Genomic DNA, 19,419 nt, shown 5'->3' with positions numbered 1-19,419 from the left:
AAAAGCATGATCACGGGTGGTTCGTTCGACAAGCCACTGCCCGAGGGCGTCGGTCCCGGCACGCTCGGCGTGCGTGGCGGCCTGCGCCGTTCCGGCTTCGACGAGACCTCCGAGGCGCTGTACCTGACCTCGGGTTTCGTCTACGAGAGCGCCGAAGCCGCCGAGGCCGCGTTCACCGGCGACGTCGAGCACTTCGTCTACTCCCGGTTCGGCAACCCGACCGTGGCGATGTTCGAGGAGCGCATCCGCCTGCTCGACGGCGCCGAAGCCGCCTTCGCGACCGCGTCCGGCATGTCGGCGGTGTTCACCGCGCTCGGTGCCCTGCTGAAGGCGGGCGACCGTCTCGTCGCCGCCCGCAGCCTGTTCGGATCCTGTTTCGTGGTCTGCAACGAGATCCTCCCGCGATGGGGCATCGAAACCGTCTTCGTCGACGGTGACGACCTCGACCAGTGGGAGCAGGCGCTGTCGGTCTCCACCCAGGCCGTCTTCTTCGAGACCCCCGCCAACCCGATGCAGACTCTCGTCGATGTCCGCAAGGTCACCGAGCTTGCCCATGCCGCGGGCGCGAAGGTGGTGCTGGACAACGTCTTCGCCACCCCCCTGCTCCAGCGCGGTTTCGAACTCGGCGCCGACGTGGTGGTCTACTCCGGCACCAAACACATCGACGGCCAGGGCCGCGTCCTCGGCGGCGCCATCCTCGGCGCACAGGACTACATCGACGGCCCCGTCAAAACCCTGATGCGCCACACGGGCCCGGCACTGAGCCCCTTCAACGCCTGGACCTTGCTCAAGGGCCTGGAAACCATGCCGTTGCGCGTGCGCCACTCCACCGAGTCGGCCCTGCGAGTGGCCGAATTCCTGGAGACCAAGAACGCGGTCGACTGGGTGAAATACCCCTTCCTGGAATCACATCCACAACACGCACTGGCCAAAGAGCAGATGACCGGCGGCGGCACAGTCGTCACCTTCGCCCTCAACGGCGACGACGGCAAGAAGCGAGCCTTCGAGGTTTTGAACCGCCTGCGCATCATCGACATCTCCAACAACCTCGGCGACGCCAAGACCATGATCACCCACCCCGCCACCACCACCCACCGAGCCATGGGCCCGGAGGGACGCGCGTCAATCGGCTTGTCCGACGGGGTAGTTCGCATCTCGGTAGGCCTCGAAGACCTCGAAGACCTCCTCGGCGACCTCGACCACGCCCTGAGCTAGCTTCTCGTAGCCATCTACTGGACCGGGTCGAAGACCGCGAATCCGAGGTGTTCCGCGACCGTGGCCATGTTCTTGTCGTGGGTCACCACCGTCAGATCTTCCAAGCCGCTGCGCAGCGCAGACGCCAGGTGAATCGCATCGAGTGTCCGGATGTGCGAGATGATCGCTTCGGCTTCGTTCAGAACAGCGTGATCGATCGGAATGATGTCGATGTGGTCGATGATCTGACCTCGGTCGAGTACGGGTAGGCCTTCTCTGCGAAGGACGCGAGTGATCTCGGTGCGCAACAGTCGCGAAGAAACAATCCGGCACTCTTTGTTTGCGGTGGCATTGTCGAACCATCGCGCGGCTTCGATGGAATGCCCCAGCATGATCCGGATGGCTACCGAGGTGTCGAGGTAGTACGCCCTCACCACTCGCCCTTCTCGGACTCGAGGAGTTCGTCGATAGACGCAGCGGTTCGGAGTTCATGCCGGGCAATCGTGCTGGTACGCGCTCCACCATCGACCGCGCGTCGAATGATCTGCGTCGACGAGACCGCGGGAACGATGTAGCCGACCCGATGGTTGTGCCGCGTCAACTCATAGACCTCGCCCGACTCGACGTCCGCAACCATGGCGGACGGATTCTGGCGGAGTTCGCCGACACTGATCGACTTCATGAAATCAGTCTAGCCGAAAATTATCTACTATTGTCTACGGTCCCGCGCCGCATGCCGAAGCATGCGGCGGACGGGGGCCGATCCTTCCCAGGACACTCGTGAGATCAGCCCAGGGCGCGGAGGCGGGGGGCCAGGTCTCGCTTGAAGAGGTCGAGGAAGCGCAGCTGGTCGTGGCCGGGGGCGTGGAAGACGAGGTGGTTGAGGCCTGCATCGAGGTAAGGCTTGATCTTGGCGACGGCTTCGTCGGGGTCGCTGGCGACGATCCAGCGCTTGGCGACCTGTTCGATCGGGAGGGCGTCGGCGGCCTTCTCCATTTCGATCGGGTCGGTGATGTCGTGCTTCTGTTCGGGGGTCAAGGACAGGGGAGCCCAGAAGCGGGTGTTCTGTAGTGCCAGTTCGGGATCGGTGTCGTAGGAGATCTTGATCTCGATCATCTTGTCGATCTCGGCGACATCGCGTTCGGCCTTCGCGGCGCCCTCGGCGACGGCGGGCAGCAGCTTCTCGGTGTAGAGGTCCATGCCCTTGCCGGAGGTGCAGATGAATCCGTCGCCCGCGCGGCCCGCGTACCGGGCGACAACGGGGCCGCCTGCGGCGATGTAGACGGGGATTCCGCCCTTGGGAACGTCATAGATGGAGGCGCCGACGGTGTGGTAGTAATCGCCGTCGAAATCGACGCGATCGCCGGTCCACAGTTCGCGCATCATCTTCACCGCTTCACGCAGGCGAGCGAAACGCTCCTTGAAATCGGGCCATTCGCCCTTGTAGCCGGTGGCGATCTCGTTGAGCGCCTCGCCGGTGCCGACACCGAGCATCACCCGGCCCGGGTACAGGCAGCCCATGGTGGCGAAGGCCTGTGCGATCACCGCGGGGTTGTAGCGGAAGGTGGGGGTGAGCACGGAGGTGCCGAGCTGGATGCGGTCGGTGCGCTCGCCGACGGCCGCCAGCCAGGCCAGCGAGAACGGCGCGTGGCCGCCGTCGTGGCGCCACGGCTGGAAGTGGTCGCTCACGGTCGCGCTGTCGAGACCGTGCTGCTCGGCGGCGACGCCGAGTTCGACCAGCTCTCGCGGCCCGAACTGCTCTGCCGATGCCTTGTACCCGAGCTTGAGCTCAACCATTCCAGCCACTCCTGTCGTCCGCTGACCCCTGCCACACGACACTAGCGCGCGGGCCGTCCTCCGCGCCCATGCCATTTCGTCACCCATCACGCCGGGTTTTAGCGGACAATTAACTGGTGACCGCGAAAGATGAGCAGATCCTGTCGTATCTCACCGACATGGACGGCGTCCTGGTGCACGAGGATCAGCTGATCCCCGGCGCCGACGAGTTCCTGGCCGAACTGCGCGCGAACGAGATCCCGTTCCTCGTGCTGACCAACAACTCGATTCGCACCCCGCGCGACCTGCAGGCCCGCCTGCGCCACACCGGACTCGACATCCCCGAGGAGTCGATCTGGACCTCGGCGCTGGCCACGGCGACCTTCCTCGACGACCAGCGCCCCAACGGCACCGCGTATGTGGTCGGCGAATCCGGCCTCACCACCGCGCTGCACGAGATCGGCTATGTGCTCACCGATAGCGATCCCGATTACGTGGTCCTCGGCGAAACCCGCACGTACTCCTTCGAGGCGATCACCACCGCGATCCGGCTGGTGGACAAGGGTGCCAAGTTCATCGCCACGAATCCCGACGCCACCGGCCCCTCCCGCGACGGTGTCCTGCCCGCCACCGGCTCGGTCGCGGCCCTCATCACCCGGGCGACCGGCAAGGATCCGTACTACGTCGGCAAGCCGAATCCGCTGATGATGCGCTCGGCCCTGCGCCGCATCGGCGCGCACTCCCAGTCGACGGTGATGATCGGCGACCGGATGGACACCGACGTGATCGCCGGGCTGGAAGCGGGCATGCGGACCGTGCTGGTGACGTCCGGTATCTCGTCGAAAGCCTCGGTGGAGGCCTACCCCTTCCGTCCGACCGCCGTGGTCGGCTCGGTCGCGGATCTCGTCGGCCGCACCCGTCACCCGTTCGCCGCGTAGCTATGTGACCTGCGTCTCATCGGAATAGGTTTCCGCCCTCCGTGGTTATAGTTGCCATGGCAACCAAAGGAGGGCCCGTGCAGTTCGGAATCTTCAGCGTCGGCGATGTGACCACCGATCCCACCACCGGCCGCACCCCCACCGAGGCCGAGCGGATCAAGGCGATGGTCGCGATCGCGCAGAAGGCGGAGGAGGTGGGTCTGGACGTGTTCGCGATGGGCGAGCACCACAATCGCCCCTTCGTCCCGTCGTCGCCGACCACGATGCTCGGCTATATCGCCGGCCGCACCGACAAGATCATGCTGTCCACTTCGACCACGCTGATCACCACGAACGACCCGGTGAAGATCGCCGAGGACTTCGCGATGCTGCAGCACCTGGCTGACGGCCGGGTCGACCTGATGCTCGGTCGCGGCAACACCGGCCCGGTCTACCCGTGGTTCGGCAAGGACATCCGCGACGGCATCCCCCTGGCCATCGAGAACTACGCTCTGTTGAATCGGCTCTGGCGTGAGGACGTCGTGAACTGGGAAGGCAAGTTCCGTACGCCGCTGCAGTCGTTCACCTCGACGCCGCGTCCACTCGACGACGTGCCGCCGTTCGTCTGGCATGGGTCGATCCGCAGCCCGGAGATCGCCGAGCAGGCCGCGTACTACGGTGACGGCTTCTTCGCCAACCACATCTTCTGGCCCACCGACCACTTCCAGCGACTGATCGACCTGTACCGCCGCCGCTACGAGCACTACGGCCACGGCAGTGCCGACCAGGCCATCGTCGGCCTCGGTGGACAAGTGTTCCTGCGCAAAAACTCTCAGGACGCGGTCCGCGAATTCCGCCCCTACTTCGACAACGCGCCCGTCTACGGACACGGTCCGTCGCTGGAGGATTTCACCGAGCAGACCCCGCTCACCGTTGGCAGCCCGGAGCAGGTCATCGAGAAGACGCTCACCTTCCGTGAGAACTTCGGCGACTACCAGCGTCAGCTGTTCCTGGTCGACCATGCCGGGCTCCCGCTGAAGACGGTGCTCGAGCAGCTAGACCTGCTCGGTGAGGAAGTAATTCCGGTGTTGCGCAAAGAGTTCGCTGCCCGGCGCCCGGCGCATGTGCCGGACGCCCCGACGCACGCCTCGCTACTCGCCGCCAAGACCGTGGCGGAGGTGAGCGCGTGACATCGGCATCCGACTCGATGGCAGGCACAACGGAGGTGATCGCATGACAACCCGTATCGCGGTGGTGTCGGCAGGGCTTTCGCAGCCTTCGTCGACGCGGCTACTGGCCGATCGGCTGGCCGCCGCGACCGCACGCGAACTGCGCGCGAAAGGCACCGAGGTCGAAGTGGACTTCGTCGATCTGCGCGATCACGCTCGCGATCTCGCCGACAACCTGCTCACCGGGTTCCCGGCGCCATCGCTGCGGGCGGCGATCGACAAGGTCGTCACCGCCGACGGTCTGATCGCCGTCACGCCGATCTTCAGCGCGTCCTACAGCGGCCTGTTCAAGACGTTCTTCGATGTGCTGGAACCGGATTCGCTGGCAGGCCTGCCGGTACTCACCGGCGCGACCGGCGGTACCGAACGCCACTCGCTGGCACTCGAGCACGCGGTGCGCCCGCTGTTCGCCTACCTGCGCTCGATCGTCGTCCCCACCGCGGTCTACGCGGCGTCGACCGATTGGGGCGCCAACGGCGCCGACCAGGCGCTGAACAACCGAATCGACCGCGCCGCAGCCGAATTCAGCGCGCTGCTGCTCGGCAAATCCGCACCCCGACCCACCGACCCCTACATCGACACAACCCCGTTCGAAGACCTTCTCGCAGCGAATCACCCACAAGGAGCACATTCATGACCACCGCCATCGCCAAGGGACTCACCGCAGGCACCTGGGCCATCGACCCCACCCACTCCACCGTCGGCTTCGCCGTACGCCACCTGATGGTGAGCAAGGTTCGCGGCCGCTTCACCGACTTCGACGGCGCCCTCGTGATCGCCGAGGACGGCACCGCCACCGCGCAGGCCGAGATCCGCGTCGACTCCCTCACCACCGACAACGCCCAGCGCGACGGCCACCTGCGCACCGCCGACTTCTTCCACGCCGAAGAGTTCCCCGTGATGACCTTCAAGTCCACCGGTTTCCGCGGCGAGGGCACCGATTTCGTCGTCGACGGCGAGTTCACCGTGCGCGGCAACACCAAGCCGGTCACCCTCGAGGTCGAGTTCGTCGGCGTCAGTCCGGGCATGGGCAACGGCCCCGTCGCCGGCTTCGAAGCCAAGACCGTGGTCTCGCGCCGCGACTTCGGCCTCGACATCGACATGCCGCTGCCCGACGGCGGCGCCGTGATCGGCGACAAGATCACCCTCACCCTCGAGATCGAGGCCGTGCTCCAGAGCTGACCCCGCACCGACTCCACGCCCTCATCACCCCTCGCGGTGGTGGGGGCGTTGTGCTGTTCGACCGGTTATTCGGCGGTGATCACGTCGAGCGCGGCGGCGAGCCTGGTCAGTGTGGCGACGGCGGCCGCGAGCTCGGCGGGGCCGAGTTCCTCGGCGAGGCGTTGCGCGATGTCCGCATGCTGCGGGTTGATGCGGTGCACTGCCGCGAGACCCGACTTCGTCGCGGCGACCAGCTTGGCGCGACGATGCGCCGGGTTCGGACGGTATTCGCACAATCCGTCGCCGACCAGCAGGTCCGCGATGCGCTGCACGCTCTGGCGGGTGATGCCCATCGCGCGGGCGATGCCCGCGACCGGCAGCGGTTCGGTGAGTACGGCGCCGAGTACCTGCCAGCGCGCGGCGGTGAGGCCTGCCGGAGCGGCCAATTCCTCGGCGATGGAGAGGAATTGGCCGTTGAGGCGGAACGAGGTGATCGCCGCGGTGGAGAAGAGAGCTTGTTCGTCGACGGTCATTCGGCGGCTTCGTATTCGGCCAGCACCGCGTAGCCGGCGGGATCCTTCTGCGCGAACAGTTTGTACCAGGCTTCGAGAACGTGCGGTTCGTAGAGACCGAGGCGGGCGAAGATCTCGCGGGCGAATTCGAAGGGGGACATCGAATCCGCGGTGATCACATCACTGTCGGTGACAGCGGGTGCTTCGACGTAGTGTTCGGCGCCCGAATAGCCGCTGTAGACCAGGTATTCGGCGACATTGCTGGTGTGCGCGCGGTCGTCGAGCAGGCCCGCCTTGGCGAGGCCGAAAGTGGCGCCGCAGATGCCCGCTACCGGTACGCCCGCATCGACGAACTGTTTCGCCTTGTCCGCGAACGGATTCAGATCATCGCCGTCCCACAGATCGGCGCCGGGCAGGATCAGCATGGCGCTGTCGGCGGGGTCGAGATCGGCGAGTGTCATATCGGGGATGATGCGCATCCGGCCGATCGTGGTGATCGGATCGCTGGTGAGGCCGACCGTTTTGACCTCGAACGTTCCCGGCTCGCGATGCCATGCGCCGTTGGCGATATGCGCGGTGGCGGCACCGACCTCCCAGTCGGCGAGGGTGTCGTAAACGGCTACGTGAACGGTTTTCGTAGGCATGACAGTATGTTGTCATATTTGACAGGATGCTGTCAATAAGAATTTTGCTACCCGCTTATAGCCGGTGCTCCGTACGCTGACGGCATCCGGTGCGAGACAAGGAGGTTCACCCTCGATGACCGACTCCGTGCACGGTATGACCGGCGTCATCACGTCGCCGATCCGCGCGGCCGGCGCGCTGGGTGAGGTGCTGGTCTCGATTCGTGGGGGTACCGAGCTCTACCTCGCCCGAGCCGACGAGCCGATCGCCGCCTGGACCACTGTGTTGATCGTCGCGGTTCATCCGGGGCGGCTCGTCGACGTGGTCACCTGGATTCCACTCCCCGCTGAATGAAAGGGCCCCATGATGCTGGGCTATCACGTTCCCGATCCCGACGAAGCGATGCTGGTCAGCGGCGCCAAGACCAAGGATGACACCCCGTTCAAGGTGGTCATCGGGCGCGGCACCTGGGTGGTGCCGCTGTTCCGGAAGGTCCGCTACCTCTCGCTGGCCATGTTCGAATCCGAGATCCGCGAGCGCTGCGTCACCAAGCAGGCCATCCAGCTCGATGTGCGTGCGGTGATCGCGTTCAAGGTCGCCAACGACACCCAGTCGATCGTCAACGCCGCACAGCGCTTCCTGTCCGAGCAGGAGCAGGAGATGTCGGTGCTGACGGGCCGCATCTTCTCCGGCCACCTGCGCTCGATCATCGGCTCGATGACCGTCGAGGAGATCATCCGCGAACGCCAGAAGCTGGCCGACGAGGTACTCATCGCCTCCAAGGTGGAGATGAGCAATATCGGCCTGTGGGTCGACTCGTTCCAGATCCAGTCCATCGACGACGGCAACCTCGGCTACATCAACGCCCTTGCCGCACCGCACAACGCGGCCGTGCAGCGCGACGCCCAGATCGCCCAGGCGCAAGCCGCCCAGCGCTCCGCCGAAGCCGAACAGGAATCGCTGCGCCGTCGCGCCGAGTACGAGCGCGAGACCTCGATCCTCAAGGCCGAGTACCAGCGCGATATCGACAAGGCCAATGCCGAAGCGGCACAGGCGGGCCCGCTCGCCGATGCCATCGCCCGGCAGGCGGTCCTGCAGGCTCAGGCCGAGCAGGCTCGCAAGAACGCCGAACTCCGCGAGCAGCAGCTCCAGGCCGAAGTGGTGAAACCCGCTGAGGCGGAAGCGGAACGCGTCCGCATCCTGGCGGTGGCCGAAGCCGACCGCACCCGCATCCAGGCCGAAGCGGCGGCGTCCAACAACCGAATCGCGTTGGATCAGATGCTGATCGAGCAACTTCCCGAAATCGTCAAGCAGGCTTCCCATGGCCTGGCCGGCGCCAACCTCACCGTCCTCAACGGCCCCGACGGCGTCGGCGAATTGCTCAACGGCATGGTCGGCCAGGGTCTGACGGTCTTCAATTCCCTGCAGAAGGCCTTGTCGAACGGCGAGAACGAGAAGCTCTGAAACGCGAGTCGGGTGGTCCGGCCGAGGTCGTCCACCCGACTCGGTCAGCTCTGCTGGTTCACCAGCGCGGTTACGCGGATCTCGACGCGCATACCGGGTGCGCCGAGGGCGGCGACGCCGATTTGGGTCCAGATCGGTGCTCGGTCGCCCATCCGCCGGCGGAACTGCTCGGCCATGACGCGGGTCTGCTCCTCGCCGATCGTGTCGTCGGCCGTGGGGATGTGGTAGCTGTCGACAGCGATGACGTCGGTCCAGGTCGCGCCCACGGTCGCGAGAGTCCGTTCGACGTTCTCGAAGGCCTGGACGATTTCTTCCTCGAGGGACTCGGGGAAGGCGATGTCGTCGTTCCAGCCGCCCTGGCCCGAGATGTCGACCCGGTCGCCGACGCGGACTGCCTGTCGGTAGTGGAGCAGGTCGAAGAGCTTCTGGCCGTATCCGGGGGTGCTGGTGAAGGTGGCAGTGCTCATCGGTGTGAACCTTTCGTTTGACTTCACGTATGAAGTCAAACTAGCACGGAATCACTTCAAGGGTGAACTCAATAGGGCTCGCTATGATTACCCGATGACTGCGGCGACCCCAGGATCCGACGGTGCGAACACCGAGACGGCGCCTGCATGGCTGAACGCGGAAGAGAAAGAAGCCTGGACCGGGCTGGTCTCGCTTATTCTGCTGCTGCCGGGCCGGTTGGAGGGGCCGCTGCAAGCCGAGGCCGGGCTGACGCTCTTCGACTACCTCGTGCTCAGCCATCTGTCCGAGGCTCCCGAGCGCCGAATTCGGATGAGCGAGTTGGCCTTTCTGGCGAACGGTTCGCTGTCGCGGCTCTCGAACGTCGTCAAGCGCTTCGAGCAGCGCGGCTGGGTGACCCGCGCGCCCGACCCCGACGACGGGCGGTACACGGTCGCCTCGCTCACCGACTCCGGGTACGCGGTGGTCGTGGCGGCGGCCCCGACCCACGTACGCGCCGTCCGCGAGGCCTTCCTCGATCAGGTGAGCGCCGCCGACGGCCGAGCGCTGGCCCGGATCGCCGCGAAGCTCCGTGTCCGCCCCGCCGATCTGGCCTGAGCCTTCTACGCCCGGCGCAAGCCGAACATGCGCAGGTTGCGGGTGGTGCGGTCACGGTAGGCGGCGTAGGCACCGGTGATGTCGATGAAACGGGCGAAGATCGCGTCCTTGTCCGCGTCGGGAACCAGGCTGGCGGTGACCGGGATGCGTTCGCCTGCGATGGCGACGGTGGCGGCCGGGTCGGCGAGCAGGTTGCCGGTCCAGGCCGGGTGGTGCTGCTGGCCGAAGTTGGAGCCGACCACGTAGAGGGTGTCGCCGTCGTGGACGTAGAGCAGCGGCTGGGTGCGGGCGACGCCGGACTTGCGTCCGGTGGTGGTGAGCAGGATCACGGGTGCGCCGATCGGGCCGAGCACGGTGTACTTGGCATCGGTGCGTTCGAGCAGAGCCCGGTCGAGCGGGGTGATCGTGCGAATCAGCCAGGAGCCGGGCTTGGTCGCGGCGGAACGGTTGGCTGCGCGGGACAGGGGATTGGTGCGCGAACCCCACTGCCGATCCGGGAACTGCGATGTCATGGGGCGGACTATAACCCGACAGATCGCACCCCGATCCGGGGACTGAGTGTCTTTGCGGCGGGACTATAACGCGACTGATCGGGCCACACCGAACCCCTGAGTCGCCGATAATTCACTAAGCTCGCGAGCATGGTCGAACAAGCCCCGTCCACCGTGTACATCGCCTCACCCGAGGGTGACACCGGAAAATCTACGGTGGCGCTTGGCGTTCTCGGCATGCTGTGCGCCACCACCGCACGTGTCGGCGTGTTCCGGCCGATCACCCGCTCCACCGACGAACCCGATTACATCCTCGAGCTACTGCTCGAGCACAGCACCGCCGATATCAGCTATGAGCAGGCCGTCGGCGTCACCTACGAGGACGTGCACCGCGACCCCACCGCCGCGATCAGCGACATCGTGATGCGTTTCCACGACGTCGCCAAGGCGTGCGACGCGGTGGTGATCGTCGGCAGCGACTACACCGACGTCGCCAGCCCGAGCGAACTGCGCTTCAACGCCCGCATCGCGGTGAACCTGGGCGCGCCGGTATTGCTGGTGGTTCGTGGCGCGGAACGCACGCCCGGCGAGGTCAAGCAGCTGGTCGAGCTGTGTACCGCCGAGCTCACCGCCGAGCACGCCCACCTGGTCGCGATCGTGGCCAATCGCTGCGCGCCCGACGAGCTCGACGAAATAGCCACCGCGCTGGCGAGTTTCGAGGTCCCGTCCTGGACGCTGCCCGAGGTTCCGCTGCTGATGGCGCCGACCATGGGTGAACTCTGCGAGGCGATCGACGGCGAAATCTACAGTGGTGACCCGGAATTGCTGCAACGTGAGGCGTTACGCATCATGGTCGGCGGCATGACCGCCGAACACATCCTGGAGCGACTCTCCGACGGCGTGGTGGTGATCGCCCCGGGTGACCGCTCCGATGTGCTGCTCAGCTTGGTGAATGCCCATGAGGCAGAGGGTTTCCCGTCGCTGGCAGGTGTGATCATGAACGGCGGCCTGCGCCCGCATCCGGCGATCGCGCGGCTGATGGCGGGCCTGCACCCCAAGCTGCCGATCCTCGCCACCGAACTCGGCACCTACGACACCGCCAGCGCCGTGCACGGCACCCGCGGCCGGATGTGGGCGGGCAGCCCGCGCAAGGTCGACACCGCGCTCGCGCTGATGGAACAGCGGGTCGACGCGCCGGAACTGCTTCGGCGCGTGCAGGTTCCGTCCTCGGCCGTCGTGACACCGCAGATGTTCGAGTACCGGCTGATCGAACGCGCGCGCGCCGATCGCAAGCGCATCGTGCTGCCCGAAGGCGACGACGACCGCATCCTGCGCGCCGCCGGACGGGTGCTGCAACGCAAGATCGCCGACCTCACCATCCTCGGCGACGAGACCTCGATCCGGGCGCGTGCCGCCGAACTCGGTGTCGACATCGCGGCCGCCCAGGTGCTCGACCCACGCACCTCCGGCTACCTCGACGAATTCGCCGCCGAGTACACCGAACTGCGCAAGCACAAGGGCATGACGCTCGAGCGCGCGCGCGAAACCATGGCCGATATCTCATATTTCGGCACCATGATGGTCTACAAGGGGATCGCCGACGGCATGGTCTCCGGTGCCGCGCACACCACCGCGCACACGATCCGGCCCTCGTTCGAGATCATCAAGACGGTGCCCGGCGTCTCCACCGTGTCGAGTGTTTTCCTGATGTGCCTGGCCGATCGTGTGCTCGCCTATGGTGATTGCGCGGTGGTCCCCGATCCGACCTCGGAGCAGCTGGCCGATATCGCGGTGTCCTCGGCGGGCACGGCGGCCCGGTTCGGGATCGATCCGCGGGTGGCGATGCTGTCGTACTCGACCGGTGCGTCGGGTACCGGCGCCGATGTCGACAAGGTCCGCGCGGCCACCGAACTGGTACGTGAGCGGGCACCGGAACTGCCGGTGGAGGGACCGATCCAATACGACGCGGCGATCGAGCCCTCCGTCGCCAGTGCCAAGCTGCCCGATTCCGAAGTAGCGGGCAAGGCAACGGTGTTCGTCTTCCCCGATCTCAATACCGGCAACAACACCTACAAGGCGGTGCAGCGCAGTGCTGGTGCCGTCGCGATCGGTCCGGTGCTGCAGGGTTTGCGCAAGCCGGTGAACGATCTTTCGCGCGGCGCGCTGGTCGCCGACATCGTCAATACGGTGGCGATCACCGCGATTCAGGCGCAGGGAGATGCCAAGTGAGCGACCTCGTGCTGGTGCTGAACAGCGGCTCCTCGTCGATCAAATATCAACTGCTGCACGCTGTCTCGGGCGACGTCCTCGCCTCGGGGCTGGTCGAGAAGATCGGCGAGACGCACGGCGGCCGAATCGTGCATGAGGCAGGTCCCGCGAAACTCGAATACGACGGGGCGATCCCGGACCACAAGGCCGGCCTGCTGCGGGCGGTCGAGATGTTCCGCCAGACCGGACTCGACCTGACCTCGATCGGTATCGGCGCGGTCGGGCACCGGGTGGTGCACGGCGGCGAGGTGTTCTGGGAACCGACCATGATCACCGACGAGGTGCTGCAGACGATCGACAAGCTGTCGGTGCTCGCGCCGCTGCACAATCCGGCGAACGTGGTCGGCATCGAATCCACGCGCGAGCTGCTGCCCGGCATCCCCGAGGTCGCGGTCTTCGACACGGCCTTCTTCCACACCATGCCCGCCGCGGCCAAGACCTACGCGATCGACGCGAAACTCGCTGCCGCCCACGGCATTCGCAAGTACGGCTTCCATGGCACCTCGCATCAGTACGTGTCGGAGAAGGCCGCGCAGTACCTGGGCAGGCCGACCGAGGAGCTGAACCAGATCGTCTTCCACCTCGGCAACGGTGCGTCAGCATCGTCGATCCAGGGCGGTATCGCGATCGACACCACCATGGGCATGACCCCGCTGGAAGGTCTCGTGATGGGGACGAGGCCGGGCGATCTCGACCCCGGTGTCACGCCGTATCTCATGCGGGCGTCCGAACTGGACGTGAGCCAGGTCGAGCAGCTGCTCAACCGTAGTTCCGGCCTCAAGGGCATGAGTGGGGTCAACGACTTCCGCGAATTGCAGCAGCTCATCGATGGTGGCGACGCGCAGGCCAAGCTCGCCTACGACGTCTACATCCACCGCCTGCGCCGCTACCTGGGCGCCTACCTGGTGGAACTTGGCACCGTCGACACGATCATCTTCACCGCGGGCGTGGGGGAGAACAGTCCGGCCGTGCGGGCCGACGCGCTGGCGGGGCTGCGGAATCTGGGCATCGAGATCGACCCGGCCCGCAACGAGACCAGAACCCCCGGCGTCCGCCGCATCTCCCCGGACTCCGCCCCGGTGACGGTGCTGGTGGTGCCGACCAACGAGGAACTTGCCATCGCCCGGGCTGCCCACAAGCTGGCCACCACCTGAGTTCTGCTGTCCTGGGTTTTCGGCCGCCTTGATCTGGACTGACCGGAGGGTGCGACGAAGGAGTGCCCGTAGGGAGGGAAGATCAAGGTTATATAGGCCGAAAACCCGCGGCGCCAGCCGCAATAGATACAGCTTCAGAACCAGGATTTGGGGCGTAGGGAGTTGGCGAGGTCTACCAGGGCATAGCGGTGGGCGCGTCCAGGTGCGTTGTGGGCCAGGGAGCGGAGGCCGGATTCGGTTCCGTCGCGCAGGTCGCGTTCGGTGAAGGTGCGGCCGAACAGCTTGGCGTCCTTGCGTTTCGGTGTGTTCCCGGCTTGCAGCCAGGCCAACGCGGTGCCCTGGACCAGGGTGCGCATCAGAGTGGCTCGGTGCTCGCCGACGGGAATGGACTGGGCGCGCGAGGCGGCCAGTCGCAGGATCTGTTCGTCGAGTTCGGTGACGGGAGAGCTGGTGAGCAGCAACAGGATCGCCGTGGTCTGGGCGGTGGTGAAGTGGCGCGACGCGGCGGGGACGTCGTCGAGCGCGTGTACCGCTTCGCCGACTCGTCCCGCCACTGCCAGTTGTCGGGCGAGGCCGAACGCGGCGCTCACGACGGCCCGGTCGGTGCGCCACACGGTGTCGTAATAGCGTTCGGCGAAGCTGCGCCACTGCTCGGGTGCCTCGGAATCCCAGTGTTGCAGAATGAGTTCCGCGGTGGCGGCGAGCGCCAGCTTGGGGGCGATCTCGCCCGGCAGCACCCGCAGCACCCGCTCGAACGACGCGAAGGCGGCCTCGTAGTCGAGCTCGAGCAGATACGCCTGACCGGTGAACCAGTCGGTGCGCCAGTCGGAGTCGCTGGGCACCCGGTCGAGCATGTGCAGCACCGCGGCCGACTCGCCGAGCTCCAGCCGGGCCCGCGCCTCGGCGAAGAGCAGTTCACCCGCGAGGGTTTCGGGTGCGTTGTCGGGGTCGGCCTCGGCCCGCTCGCGGGAATCGTGCAGCGCCTCCAGCACCCGCTCCGGCTCCGGGTTGGTGGTCGCGGCCAGCAGCGGCGCCGACGGGTCGGCGGGGTCGATCAGCGGAATCGGCAGTGCGGCAACGACATCACGGGAATCGAGCAGTGGGGAGCGCCCGACGCCGTCGAGGTAGGCGTCGGTTTGGCTGATCAGCTCCTCGGTGCCGAAGCTGGTGCGCTGTGGACTGAACACGGTGGACAGCTGTGGATGTTCGGTATCGGTGTCGTAGGCGAGGATCTCGCGCAGCACACCGGCCAGCTGTGCCGACATCGCGCGCGCCGACGGGAACCGCTGGGCCGGATCGGGATCGGTGGCGGTGAGCAGGAAACGGTGGAAGAACTCGTAGCGGGCCAGCAGCGGTTCGTCGGCCGGATCGGGGATGCCGTCGAGGTAGCGGCCGTGTTCGCTGGGCAGGGCCAGTGTGAGCGCGGCGAGGGTGCGGCCGACGGTGTAGACGTCGGAGGCGGGGGTCGGGCCGGTGCGGGCGATCTCGGGGGCTTGGAAACCTTTGGTGCCGTACAGGTTTCCGTAGGCATCGATGGTGGCGACCGCGCCGAGGTCGATCAGCTTCACCTGGTCCTCGGTGACCATCACATTGTCGGGCTTGAGGTCGTTGTAGGTGAGGCCGATCGAATGCAGATGCTCCAGCGCGGGCAGGATCTCCAGCACATACGCGATGGCCTCAGCCAGGGGCATCCGCTCGCCAGGTGGCCTGGCGTCGAGAATGTCACGCAGCGAATGGCCGCCCACGTACTCCATCACGATGTAGCCGATGGACCCGTCGCCCGCGGTGTGCTCGACGAAGTTGTGGATCTTGACGATGCTCGGGTGCGCCACCTCGGCCAGGAACTGCCGCTCGGCCACCGCCACGGCCTGCGCTTCGGCGTCGCCCGCGTGCAGCAGCCCCTTGAGTACCACCCATCGATCGCTCACATTGCGGTCGATGGCCAGGTAGATCCAGCCGAGCCCACCGTGCGCGATGCAACCCTGGATCTCGTACTGCCCGGCGACCATGTCGCCTTCGTGCAGTGAGGGCCGGAAATCGTAGGCAGCGCCGCAGGTTTCGCATTCGCCACTGGTAGACGCGGCCCGCGCCGGTGTCGACCGGCCGACCGGATTGCCGCAGCGCCAGCAGAACCGCCGCCCCTCCGACACCATCGGATCGATCAGTACCGCGTCGCGCGGATCGGCCGGCGTGACCGTCGGAATCGGCACCAGCCCGGCCCCGAGCCTGCGCGTCGGGCGTGACCGTGCCGTCCGCACACTGCGTCCTGACCGTGAGGTACTCACGCCGGTCTCCGGCGCCGACGGCCAGGATCCGGAAGATGTGCCGAGCGGTTCGGCGCGCTGGGCCGCCTCGGTCGCCGCGTGCGGTGCGTTCATCGGAACCCGTTGTGCCGCTTCGGTCGCCGCGTAAGGCGCGGTTTCCTTGGGCCGTAGCGCGGCCTCGGTCGCCGCATAGGGCTCGGTTTGAGGGGACCGCTCCTCGGCCGACGACGGTGCCTCGGAGGTGCGCTGTGCCGCTTCGGTCGGCGCATACGCCGCGGACTCGTCAGGACCGGGCGCTTGGCGGCTCGCCCGCTGCGTCGCGAGCTGGTCATCCGCAGGCGTTCCCGAGTGGGCAGCAACTTGGCCCGATCGCTGGACGGCGCCGGATTCCTCGGTGCGCGAGGTCGCATCGGTCGCCGGGGTCTGGTCGCGGCTGCTCGCCTGGTTGCGGGCGAACTCCGCGGCTGCCTCGGCGGTGATCTTGGGCAGCGGCCGCGTCTCGTCGTCGCCGGGCAGCGTCCACCCGCCGGGCAGCGTGCCCGGACGATGACGTTGGGTCAGCTGGGTGGGCTGGCGCCGTTCCACGTCGTCCGGCGCCGGGGCGGGGTGCGTCGATTCGGTGCGCGCCGGGTCGTGATCCGAGTCATGCGGTGTCTGGCCGTGCGCGGGCTGTGCGGTGCGCGCCGGGTCGCGGTCCAATTCATGCCGCGCTGGGCGAGGCGATCCGGTGTCTGCCTGATCGTCCGGGGCTGAATCGCGTTGCTCTGGCTGTTCATCAGCCGGGTTCGTACTCATGGCCGTCAGTCCTGGTACTTCGGTGCGGGCGGGCTCGGCGTCTCGCCGAGGGTCGCGAGCCAGCGGCGGTGGATGCGGGTCCAGGTGCCGTCGTTGCGGATGCGGTCCAGGGTGGAGTTGACGAAACGCACCAGGTCGTCGTCGCCTTTGGGAATGCCGATCCCGTACGGCTCGGCGCTGATGCTGCCCCCGACCACCTCGGTGTACGGGTCCTGGGCGGCCAGGCCTGCCAGGATCGAGTCGTCGGTACTCACCGCGTCGACCTGTCGTTGCTGCAGGACCACCAGGCAATCGGCCCAGGTCGGCACCGTCAGAATCGTGGCGGCCGGTTGGTCGCGGCGGATGTGGTCGAGCGACGTGGTGCCGCGGACGACGCACACTCGCTTGCCCGCCAGATCGGCGAGGCCGTTGATGCCCGAGTCCTTCACCGCGAGCACCCGCTGATCCGCGCGCAGGTACACCGTGGAGAACGCCACCCGCTGACGTCGCTCGCAGGTGATCGTCATCGTCTTGGCGATCAGGTCGACGGTGTGATCTTGCAGCGCGCGCTCGCGCTCTTCCGAAGCGAGACTGCGGTATTCGATCAAATCGGGATTGCCGAGCAGGTCGCGGGCGATCTCGCGGGCGATGTCGGCGTCGAAGCCGACAATGCGACCGGAGAGTGGATCGCGGAAGCTGAACAGGTTGCTGCCCGCGTCGAGACCGACTACCAATCGGCCGCGCGCGCGAATCGCGTTGATCGTCGGGCCCGCGGCGGTGCTCGGCCGCAGGCTGGCGGTCGGATCGCCGCATTGCTCGCCACCGGTGGCTGGCACGGGGGTGTCGGTGCCGATCGGAATCGCCTTGGCGGGCAACGGCGGTTCGGAATAGACGCCGCGCTCGCCGGGCGCGGGTGTGCTGTCGGAACAGCTAGCCAGCAGCCCGACCAGCATCAGCGCCGCGAGGACGCGTCGGCGCCTCACCGGTACTCCCGCAGTCGCGGCCACAATCCGAGCGCGACGCACGCCGCCGCGATGATCCCGAGCACGAACGCGCCGGGCGCGAGGAACGACAGCACATCGATCGCGCGGGAAACCTTTTCCCGCAAGGTATCTCGTGTCTGCGCACCCGCCTTGTCCAGCGCGCGGTCGAGCGCGTCGACCTGGGCGGCCGAATCGGCGGCGCTCGGGCCGGTGGCGACAGTGGCCGCGCCCATGAAATCGCCCCGCTCGAGTGTGTCGTTCATCCGCTCGTGGGCGGACTGCCAGCGGGTCAGCGCCGCCTGCGCGTGCGCCACTTCGTCGCGGGCAGGCGCGTTCTCGGGATAGCCGGCGAGTAGTTCGGTGAGCCGGGCGGCATTCGTGTCGAAGGTGCGGTCGTAGTCGCCGGTCGCGTCGCGGCGAACCAGCTTCACCATTTCCGCTGATCTGGCTTGCTGCACCAGGATTCGGCTCTCGGCCAACCGTGCCGACGGCACCGCGCCCTCGTCCCGGCAGCGAATCATCGCCACCGCGGAGACCGAACCCGCCGCCACCGTCCACAGCAGGGTCAACGCCAGCGCGCCGGTGCCGAGCAGCAGGCCCATATTGAAGAACCGCCGCGAGCGCCGCGCCAGCTCCACCTGTACCCAGATCAGCGCGCCGAGGGCCACCACCAGCAGCACGATCGCCGTCCACGGTGGTTGCACGTGCCGGTGCTGGGCGGCGGTCACCGCGTCGAAGCGATGGTCCTCGAGCTCCTCGGCCATCGGCAGCAGGCTGGTCTGCATCTGATGCGAGGCCTCGCTCAGATACGCCGCGCCGACGGGATAGCCGTTGCGATTGTTCACCCGCGCCGTCTCGATCAGACCGCTGTACACGGGCAGCCCGGTCGCGATGCCGGTGCGCAGGCGGCGATCGGCGCCTGACGGGTCGGCCGCCTCTTCGTCGGAGATGTGCCCGGCCTGGGTCACCAGCTCGGCGGCCGCTTCGCCGATGGCCTGGGTGTATCGGTCGCGCACCGCTTGGGGCTCGAGTCCGCCCGCGATGAACGCAGTGCCCGCGGCGGCGTCGGCGATCGAGAGCGAGGTGTAGAGGTGGTTGGCCGAATGCGCGTCGGGTTCGGTGTCGTCGAGCAGGATGCCGAGAGCTTGCTGGCGCTCACTGACGGTCGTCGAAGTCACCGCGCCCGCGGTCACGCACAGCACCATCAGAACCAGTCCGGCGGCGACCAGCCGACCCGGCGAGGACTGCGCGAAAGTGCGCAATCGGGCGGGTTGGAACTGCGCGCGCAACGCCCTGACGTCGGGGGCGGGCGGCCGGTCGACGGGTGCGGCCGGTCGGCGCAGTGGCGCCCAGCGCGGTGTCACCGGCGCCGCGTCGGCCGCCTCGGAATGCTTCGCACCCGTCTTGGCCTGCGATGATGGGCGAACACGGACGGCCGCCACCTCTGTCGAGGCATTGCGATTCCCCGGTTCGTCCATCGTTCACCTCCCAGCGCTGTCCGTGCACATCAACTGTTCCGGAGTTTATTGTGGGCGTACGGGTAGCG

Annotated in this window: 19 protein-coding genes and 1 pseudogene; 10 read left to right on the top strand and 10 right to left on the bottom strand. The window is 67.1% G+C overall.

The genetic code is table 11. The features are described from left to right. Positions 1–6 precede the first annotated feature (6 nt). A complete protein-coding gene (locus tag ACQHI0_RS26500; protein ID WP_427904501.1) occupies positions 7–1,215 on the top strand; it encodes an O-succinylhomoserine sulfhydrylase in 1,209 nt (402 codons plus the stop codon). 14 nt (positions 1,216–1,229) lie between these two features. Here ACQHI0_RS26500 and ACQHI0_RS26495 read toward each other — a convergent pair whose 3' ends face one another. The 3 genes and pseudogenes from ACQHI0_RS26495 to fgd form a co-directional block, all read right to left on the bottom strand. Beyond that, positions 1,230–1,631 (bottom strand): type II toxin-antitoxin system VapC family toxin, encoded by a 402-nt coding sequence (locus ACQHI0_RS26495; RefSeq protein ID WP_427904500.1) that lies wholly within the window; start codon positions 1,629–1,631, stop codon positions 1,230–1,232. 95 nt (positions 1,632–1,726) lie between these two features. Further along, a pseudogene (locus tag ACQHI0_RS26490) lies at positions 1,727–1,876 on the bottom strand (type II toxin-antitoxin system Phd/YefM family antitoxin); the annotation flags it as partial. A 104-nt stretch (positions 1,877–1,980) separates the two neighbouring features. Next, positions 1,981–2,991 (bottom strand): glucose-6-phosphate dehydrogenase (coenzyme-F420), encoded by a 1,011-nt coding sequence (fgd, locus tag ACQHI0_RS26485; protein ID WP_427904499.1) that lies wholly within the window; start codon positions 2,989–2,991, stop codon positions 1,981–1,983. A 158-nt stretch (positions 2,992–3,149) separates the two neighbouring features. Between fgd and ACQHI0_RS26480 the strand changes: the two genes are divergently transcribed. From ACQHI0_RS26480 to ACQHI0_RS26465, 4 genes are all read left to right on the top strand, one after another. Continuing rightward, the gene (locus ACQHI0_RS26480) at positions 3,150–3,908 is read left to right on the top strand and encodes an HAD-IIA family hydrolase (protein WP_427909304.1); all 759 of its coding nucleotides are present in this window, start codon (positions 3,150–3,152) and stop codon (positions 3,906–3,908) included. Positions 3,909–3,985: 77 nt separating this feature from the next. Continuing rightward, positions 3,986–5,077, top strand: coding sequence for an LLM class flavin-dependent oxidoreductase (locus ACQHI0_RS26475; RefSeq protein ID WP_427904498.1), 1,092 nt, complete (start codon positions 3,986–3,988; stop codon positions 5,075–5,077). Between the two features lie 43 nt (positions 5,078–5,120). Further along, the gene (locus ACQHI0_RS26470; RefSeq protein WP_427904497.1) at positions 5,121–5,753 is read left to right on the top strand and encodes an FMN reductase; all 633 of its coding nucleotides are present in this window, start codon (positions 5,121–5,123) and stop codon (positions 5,751–5,753) included. After that, positions 5,750–6,298, top strand: a complete 549-nt coding sequence (locus tag ACQHI0_RS26465; RefSeq protein ID WP_427904496.1) for a YceI family protein — start codon at positions 5,750–5,752, stop codon at positions 6,296–6,298. The genes ACQHI0_RS26470 and ACQHI0_RS26465 overlap by 4 nt, the downstream gene beginning before the upstream one ends. A gap of 65 nt (positions 6,299–6,363) precedes the next feature. On the opposite strand, the gene ACQHI0_RS26460 is transcribed toward ACQHI0_RS26465, so the two are convergent. Both ACQHI0_RS26460 and ACQHI0_RS26455 read right to left on the bottom strand, forming a co-directional pair. Further along, entirely contained in the window at positions 6,364–6,810 is a 447-nt protein-coding gene (locus ACQHI0_RS26460) for a MarR family winged helix-turn-helix transcriptional regulator (protein ID WP_427904495.1), read from the bottom strand. Then, entirely contained in the window at positions 6,807–7,433 is a 627-nt protein-coding gene (locus tag ACQHI0_RS26455; RefSeq protein WP_427904494.1) for a DJ-1/PfpI family protein, read from the bottom strand. The genes ACQHI0_RS26460 and ACQHI0_RS26455 overlap by 4 nt, the downstream gene beginning before the upstream one ends. Positions 7,434–7,548: 115 nt before the next feature. On the opposite strand from ACQHI0_RS26455, the gene ACQHI0_RS26450 reads away from it, so the two are divergent. Continuing rightward, entirely contained in the window at positions 7,549–7,767 is a 219-nt protein-coding gene (locus ACQHI0_RS26450; protein ID WP_427904493.1) for a hypothetical protein, read from the top strand. Between the two features lie 12 nt (positions 7,768–7,779). Beyond that, positions 7,780–8,877, top strand: coding sequence for an SPFH domain-containing protein (locus ACQHI0_RS26445; RefSeq protein WP_427909303.1), 1,098 nt, complete (start codon positions 7,780–7,782; stop codon positions 8,875–8,877). 44 nt (positions 8,878–8,921) lie between these two features. Here ACQHI0_RS26445 and ACQHI0_RS26440 read toward each other — a convergent pair whose 3' ends face one another. Further along, the gene (locus tag ACQHI0_RS26440; RefSeq protein ID WP_427904492.1) at positions 8,922–9,344 is read right to left on the bottom strand and encodes a Rid family hydrolase; all 423 of its coding nucleotides are present in this window, start codon (positions 9,342–9,344) and stop codon (positions 8,922–8,924) included. Between the two features lie 94 nt (positions 9,345–9,438). Here ACQHI0_RS26440 and ACQHI0_RS26435 point away from each other — a divergent pair, with 94 nt between their 5' ends. Beyond that, the gene (locus tag ACQHI0_RS26435) at positions 9,439–9,939 is read left to right on the top strand and encodes a MarR family winged helix-turn-helix transcriptional regulator (protein WP_427904491.1); all 501 of its coding nucleotides are present in this window, start codon (positions 9,439–9,441) and stop codon (positions 9,937–9,939) included. A 5-nt stretch (positions 9,940–9,944) separates the two neighbouring features. Here ACQHI0_RS26435 and ACQHI0_RS26430 read toward each other — a convergent pair whose 3' ends face one another. Then, on the bottom strand, positions 9,945–10,451 hold the full coding sequence (locus tag ACQHI0_RS26430; protein ID WP_427904490.1) for a nitroreductase/quinone reductase family protein: 507 nt from the start codon (positions 10,449–10,451) through the stop codon (positions 9,945–9,947). Positions 10,452–10,580: 129 nt separating this feature from the next. Here ACQHI0_RS26430 and pta point away from each other — a divergent pair, with 129 nt between their 5' ends. Beyond that, positions 10,581–12,659: a phosphate acetyltransferase gene (gene pta / locus ACQHI0_RS26425; RefSeq protein ID WP_427904489.1), complete on the top strand. Its 2,079-nt coding sequence runs from the start codon at positions 10,581–10,583 to the stop codon at positions 12,657–12,659. Further along, on the top strand, positions 12,656–13,852 hold the full coding sequence (locus ACQHI0_RS26420; protein WP_427904488.1) for an acetate kinase: 1,197 nt from the start codon (positions 12,656–12,658) through the stop codon (positions 13,850–13,852). Before pta ends, ACQHI0_RS26420 begins: the two co-directional genes overlap by 4 nt. 134 nt (positions 13,853–13,986) lie before the next feature. Here ACQHI0_RS26420 and ACQHI0_RS26415 read toward each other — a convergent pair whose 3' ends face one another. The 3 genes from ACQHI0_RS26415 to ACQHI0_RS26405 form a co-directional block, all read right to left on the bottom strand. After that, positions 13,987–16,230 (bottom strand): tetratricopeptide repeat protein, encoded by a 2,244-nt coding sequence (locus ACQHI0_RS26415; protein WP_427909302.1) that lies wholly within the window; start codon positions 16,228–16,230, stop codon positions 13,987–13,989. Positions 16,231–16,916: 686 nt separating this feature from the next. Continuing rightward, positions 16,917–17,873, bottom strand: coding sequence for a glutamate ABC transporter substrate-binding protein (locus ACQHI0_RS26410; protein WP_427904487.1), 957 nt, complete (start codon positions 17,871–17,873; stop codon positions 16,917–16,919). Next, on the bottom strand, positions 17,870–19,351 hold the full coding sequence (locus tag ACQHI0_RS26405; protein ID WP_427904486.1) for a hypothetical protein: 1,482 nt from the start codon (positions 19,349–19,351) through the stop codon (positions 17,870–17,872). The genes ACQHI0_RS26410 and ACQHI0_RS26405 overlap by 4 nt, the downstream gene beginning before the upstream one ends. Between the last annotated feature and the right edge of the window lie 68 nt (positions 19,352–19,419).

The organism is Nocardia sp. FBN12, from assembly GCF_050320175.1.
Lineage (GTDB): Bacteria > Actinomycetota > Actinomycetes > Mycobacteriales > Mycobacteriaceae > Nocardia.
Note: the sequence above shows the minus strand (reverse complement) of the source record. Positions and strands in the feature narration are given on the sequence as shown.

What these genes read in the sequence shown, in the direction of transcription:
- ACQHI0_RS26500 (WP_427904501.1), top strand. Translation starts at nt 7, where the DNA reads ATGATCACGGGTGGTTCGTTCGACAAGCCACTGCCCGAGGGCGTCGGT.
- fgd (WP_427904499.1), bottom strand. Translation starts at nt 2,991, where the DNA reads ATGGTTGAGCTCAAGCTCGGGTACAAGGCATCGGCAGAGCAGTTCGGG.
- ACQHI0_RS26480 (WP_427909304.1), top strand. Translation starts at nt 3,150, where the DNA reads ATGGACGGCGTCCTGGTGCACGAGGATCAGCTGATCCCCGGCGCCGAC.
- ACQHI0_RS26470 (WP_427904497.1), top strand. Translation starts at nt 5,121, where the DNA reads ATGACAACCCGTATCGCGGTGGTGTCGGCAGGGCTTTCGCAGCCTTCG.
- ACQHI0_RS26465 (WP_427904496.1), top strand. Translation starts at nt 5,750, where the DNA reads ATGACCACCGCCATCGCCAAGGGACTCACCGCAGGCACCTGGGCCATC.
- ACQHI0_RS26460 (WP_427904495.1), bottom strand. Translation starts at nt 6,810, where the DNA reads ATGACCGTCGACGAACAAGCTCTCTTCTCCACCGCGGCGATCACCTCG.
- ACQHI0_RS26455 (WP_427904494.1), bottom strand. Translation starts at nt 7,433, where the DNA reads ATGCCTACGAAAACCGTTCACGTAGCCGTTTACGACACCCTCGCCGAC.
- ACQHI0_RS26450 (WP_427904493.1), top strand. Translation starts at nt 7,549, where the DNA reads ATGACCGACTCCGTGCACGGTATGACCGGCGTCATCACGTCGCCGATC.
- ACQHI0_RS26445 (WP_427909303.1), top strand. Translation starts at nt 7,780, where the DNA reads ATGCTGGGCTATCACGTTCCCGATCCCGACGAAGCGATGCTGGTCAGC.
- ACQHI0_RS26440 (WP_427904492.1), bottom strand. Translation starts at nt 9,344, where the DNA reads ATGAGCACTGCCACCTTCACCAGCACCCCCGGATACGGCCAGAAGCTC.
- ACQHI0_RS26435 (WP_427904491.1), top strand. Translation starts at nt 9,439, where the DNA reads ATGACTGCGGCGACCCCAGGATCCGACGGTGCGAACACCGAGACGGCG.
- ACQHI0_RS26430 (WP_427904490.1), bottom strand. Translation starts at nt 10,451, where the DNA reads ATGACATCGCAGTTCCCGGATCGGCAGTGGGGTTCGCGCACCAATCCC.
- pta (WP_427904489.1), top strand. Translation starts at nt 10,581, where the DNA reads ATGGTCGAACAAGCCCCGTCCACCGTGTACATCGCCTCACCCGAGGGT.
- ACQHI0_RS26415 (WP_427909302.1), bottom strand. Translation starts at nt 16,230, where the DNA reads ATGAACGCACCGCACGCGGCGACCGAGGCGGCCCAGCGCGCCGAACCG.
- ACQHI0_RS26405 (WP_427904486.1), bottom strand. Translation starts at nt 19,351, where the DNA reads ATGGACGAACCGGGGAATCGCAATGCCTCGACAGAGGTGGCGGCCGTC.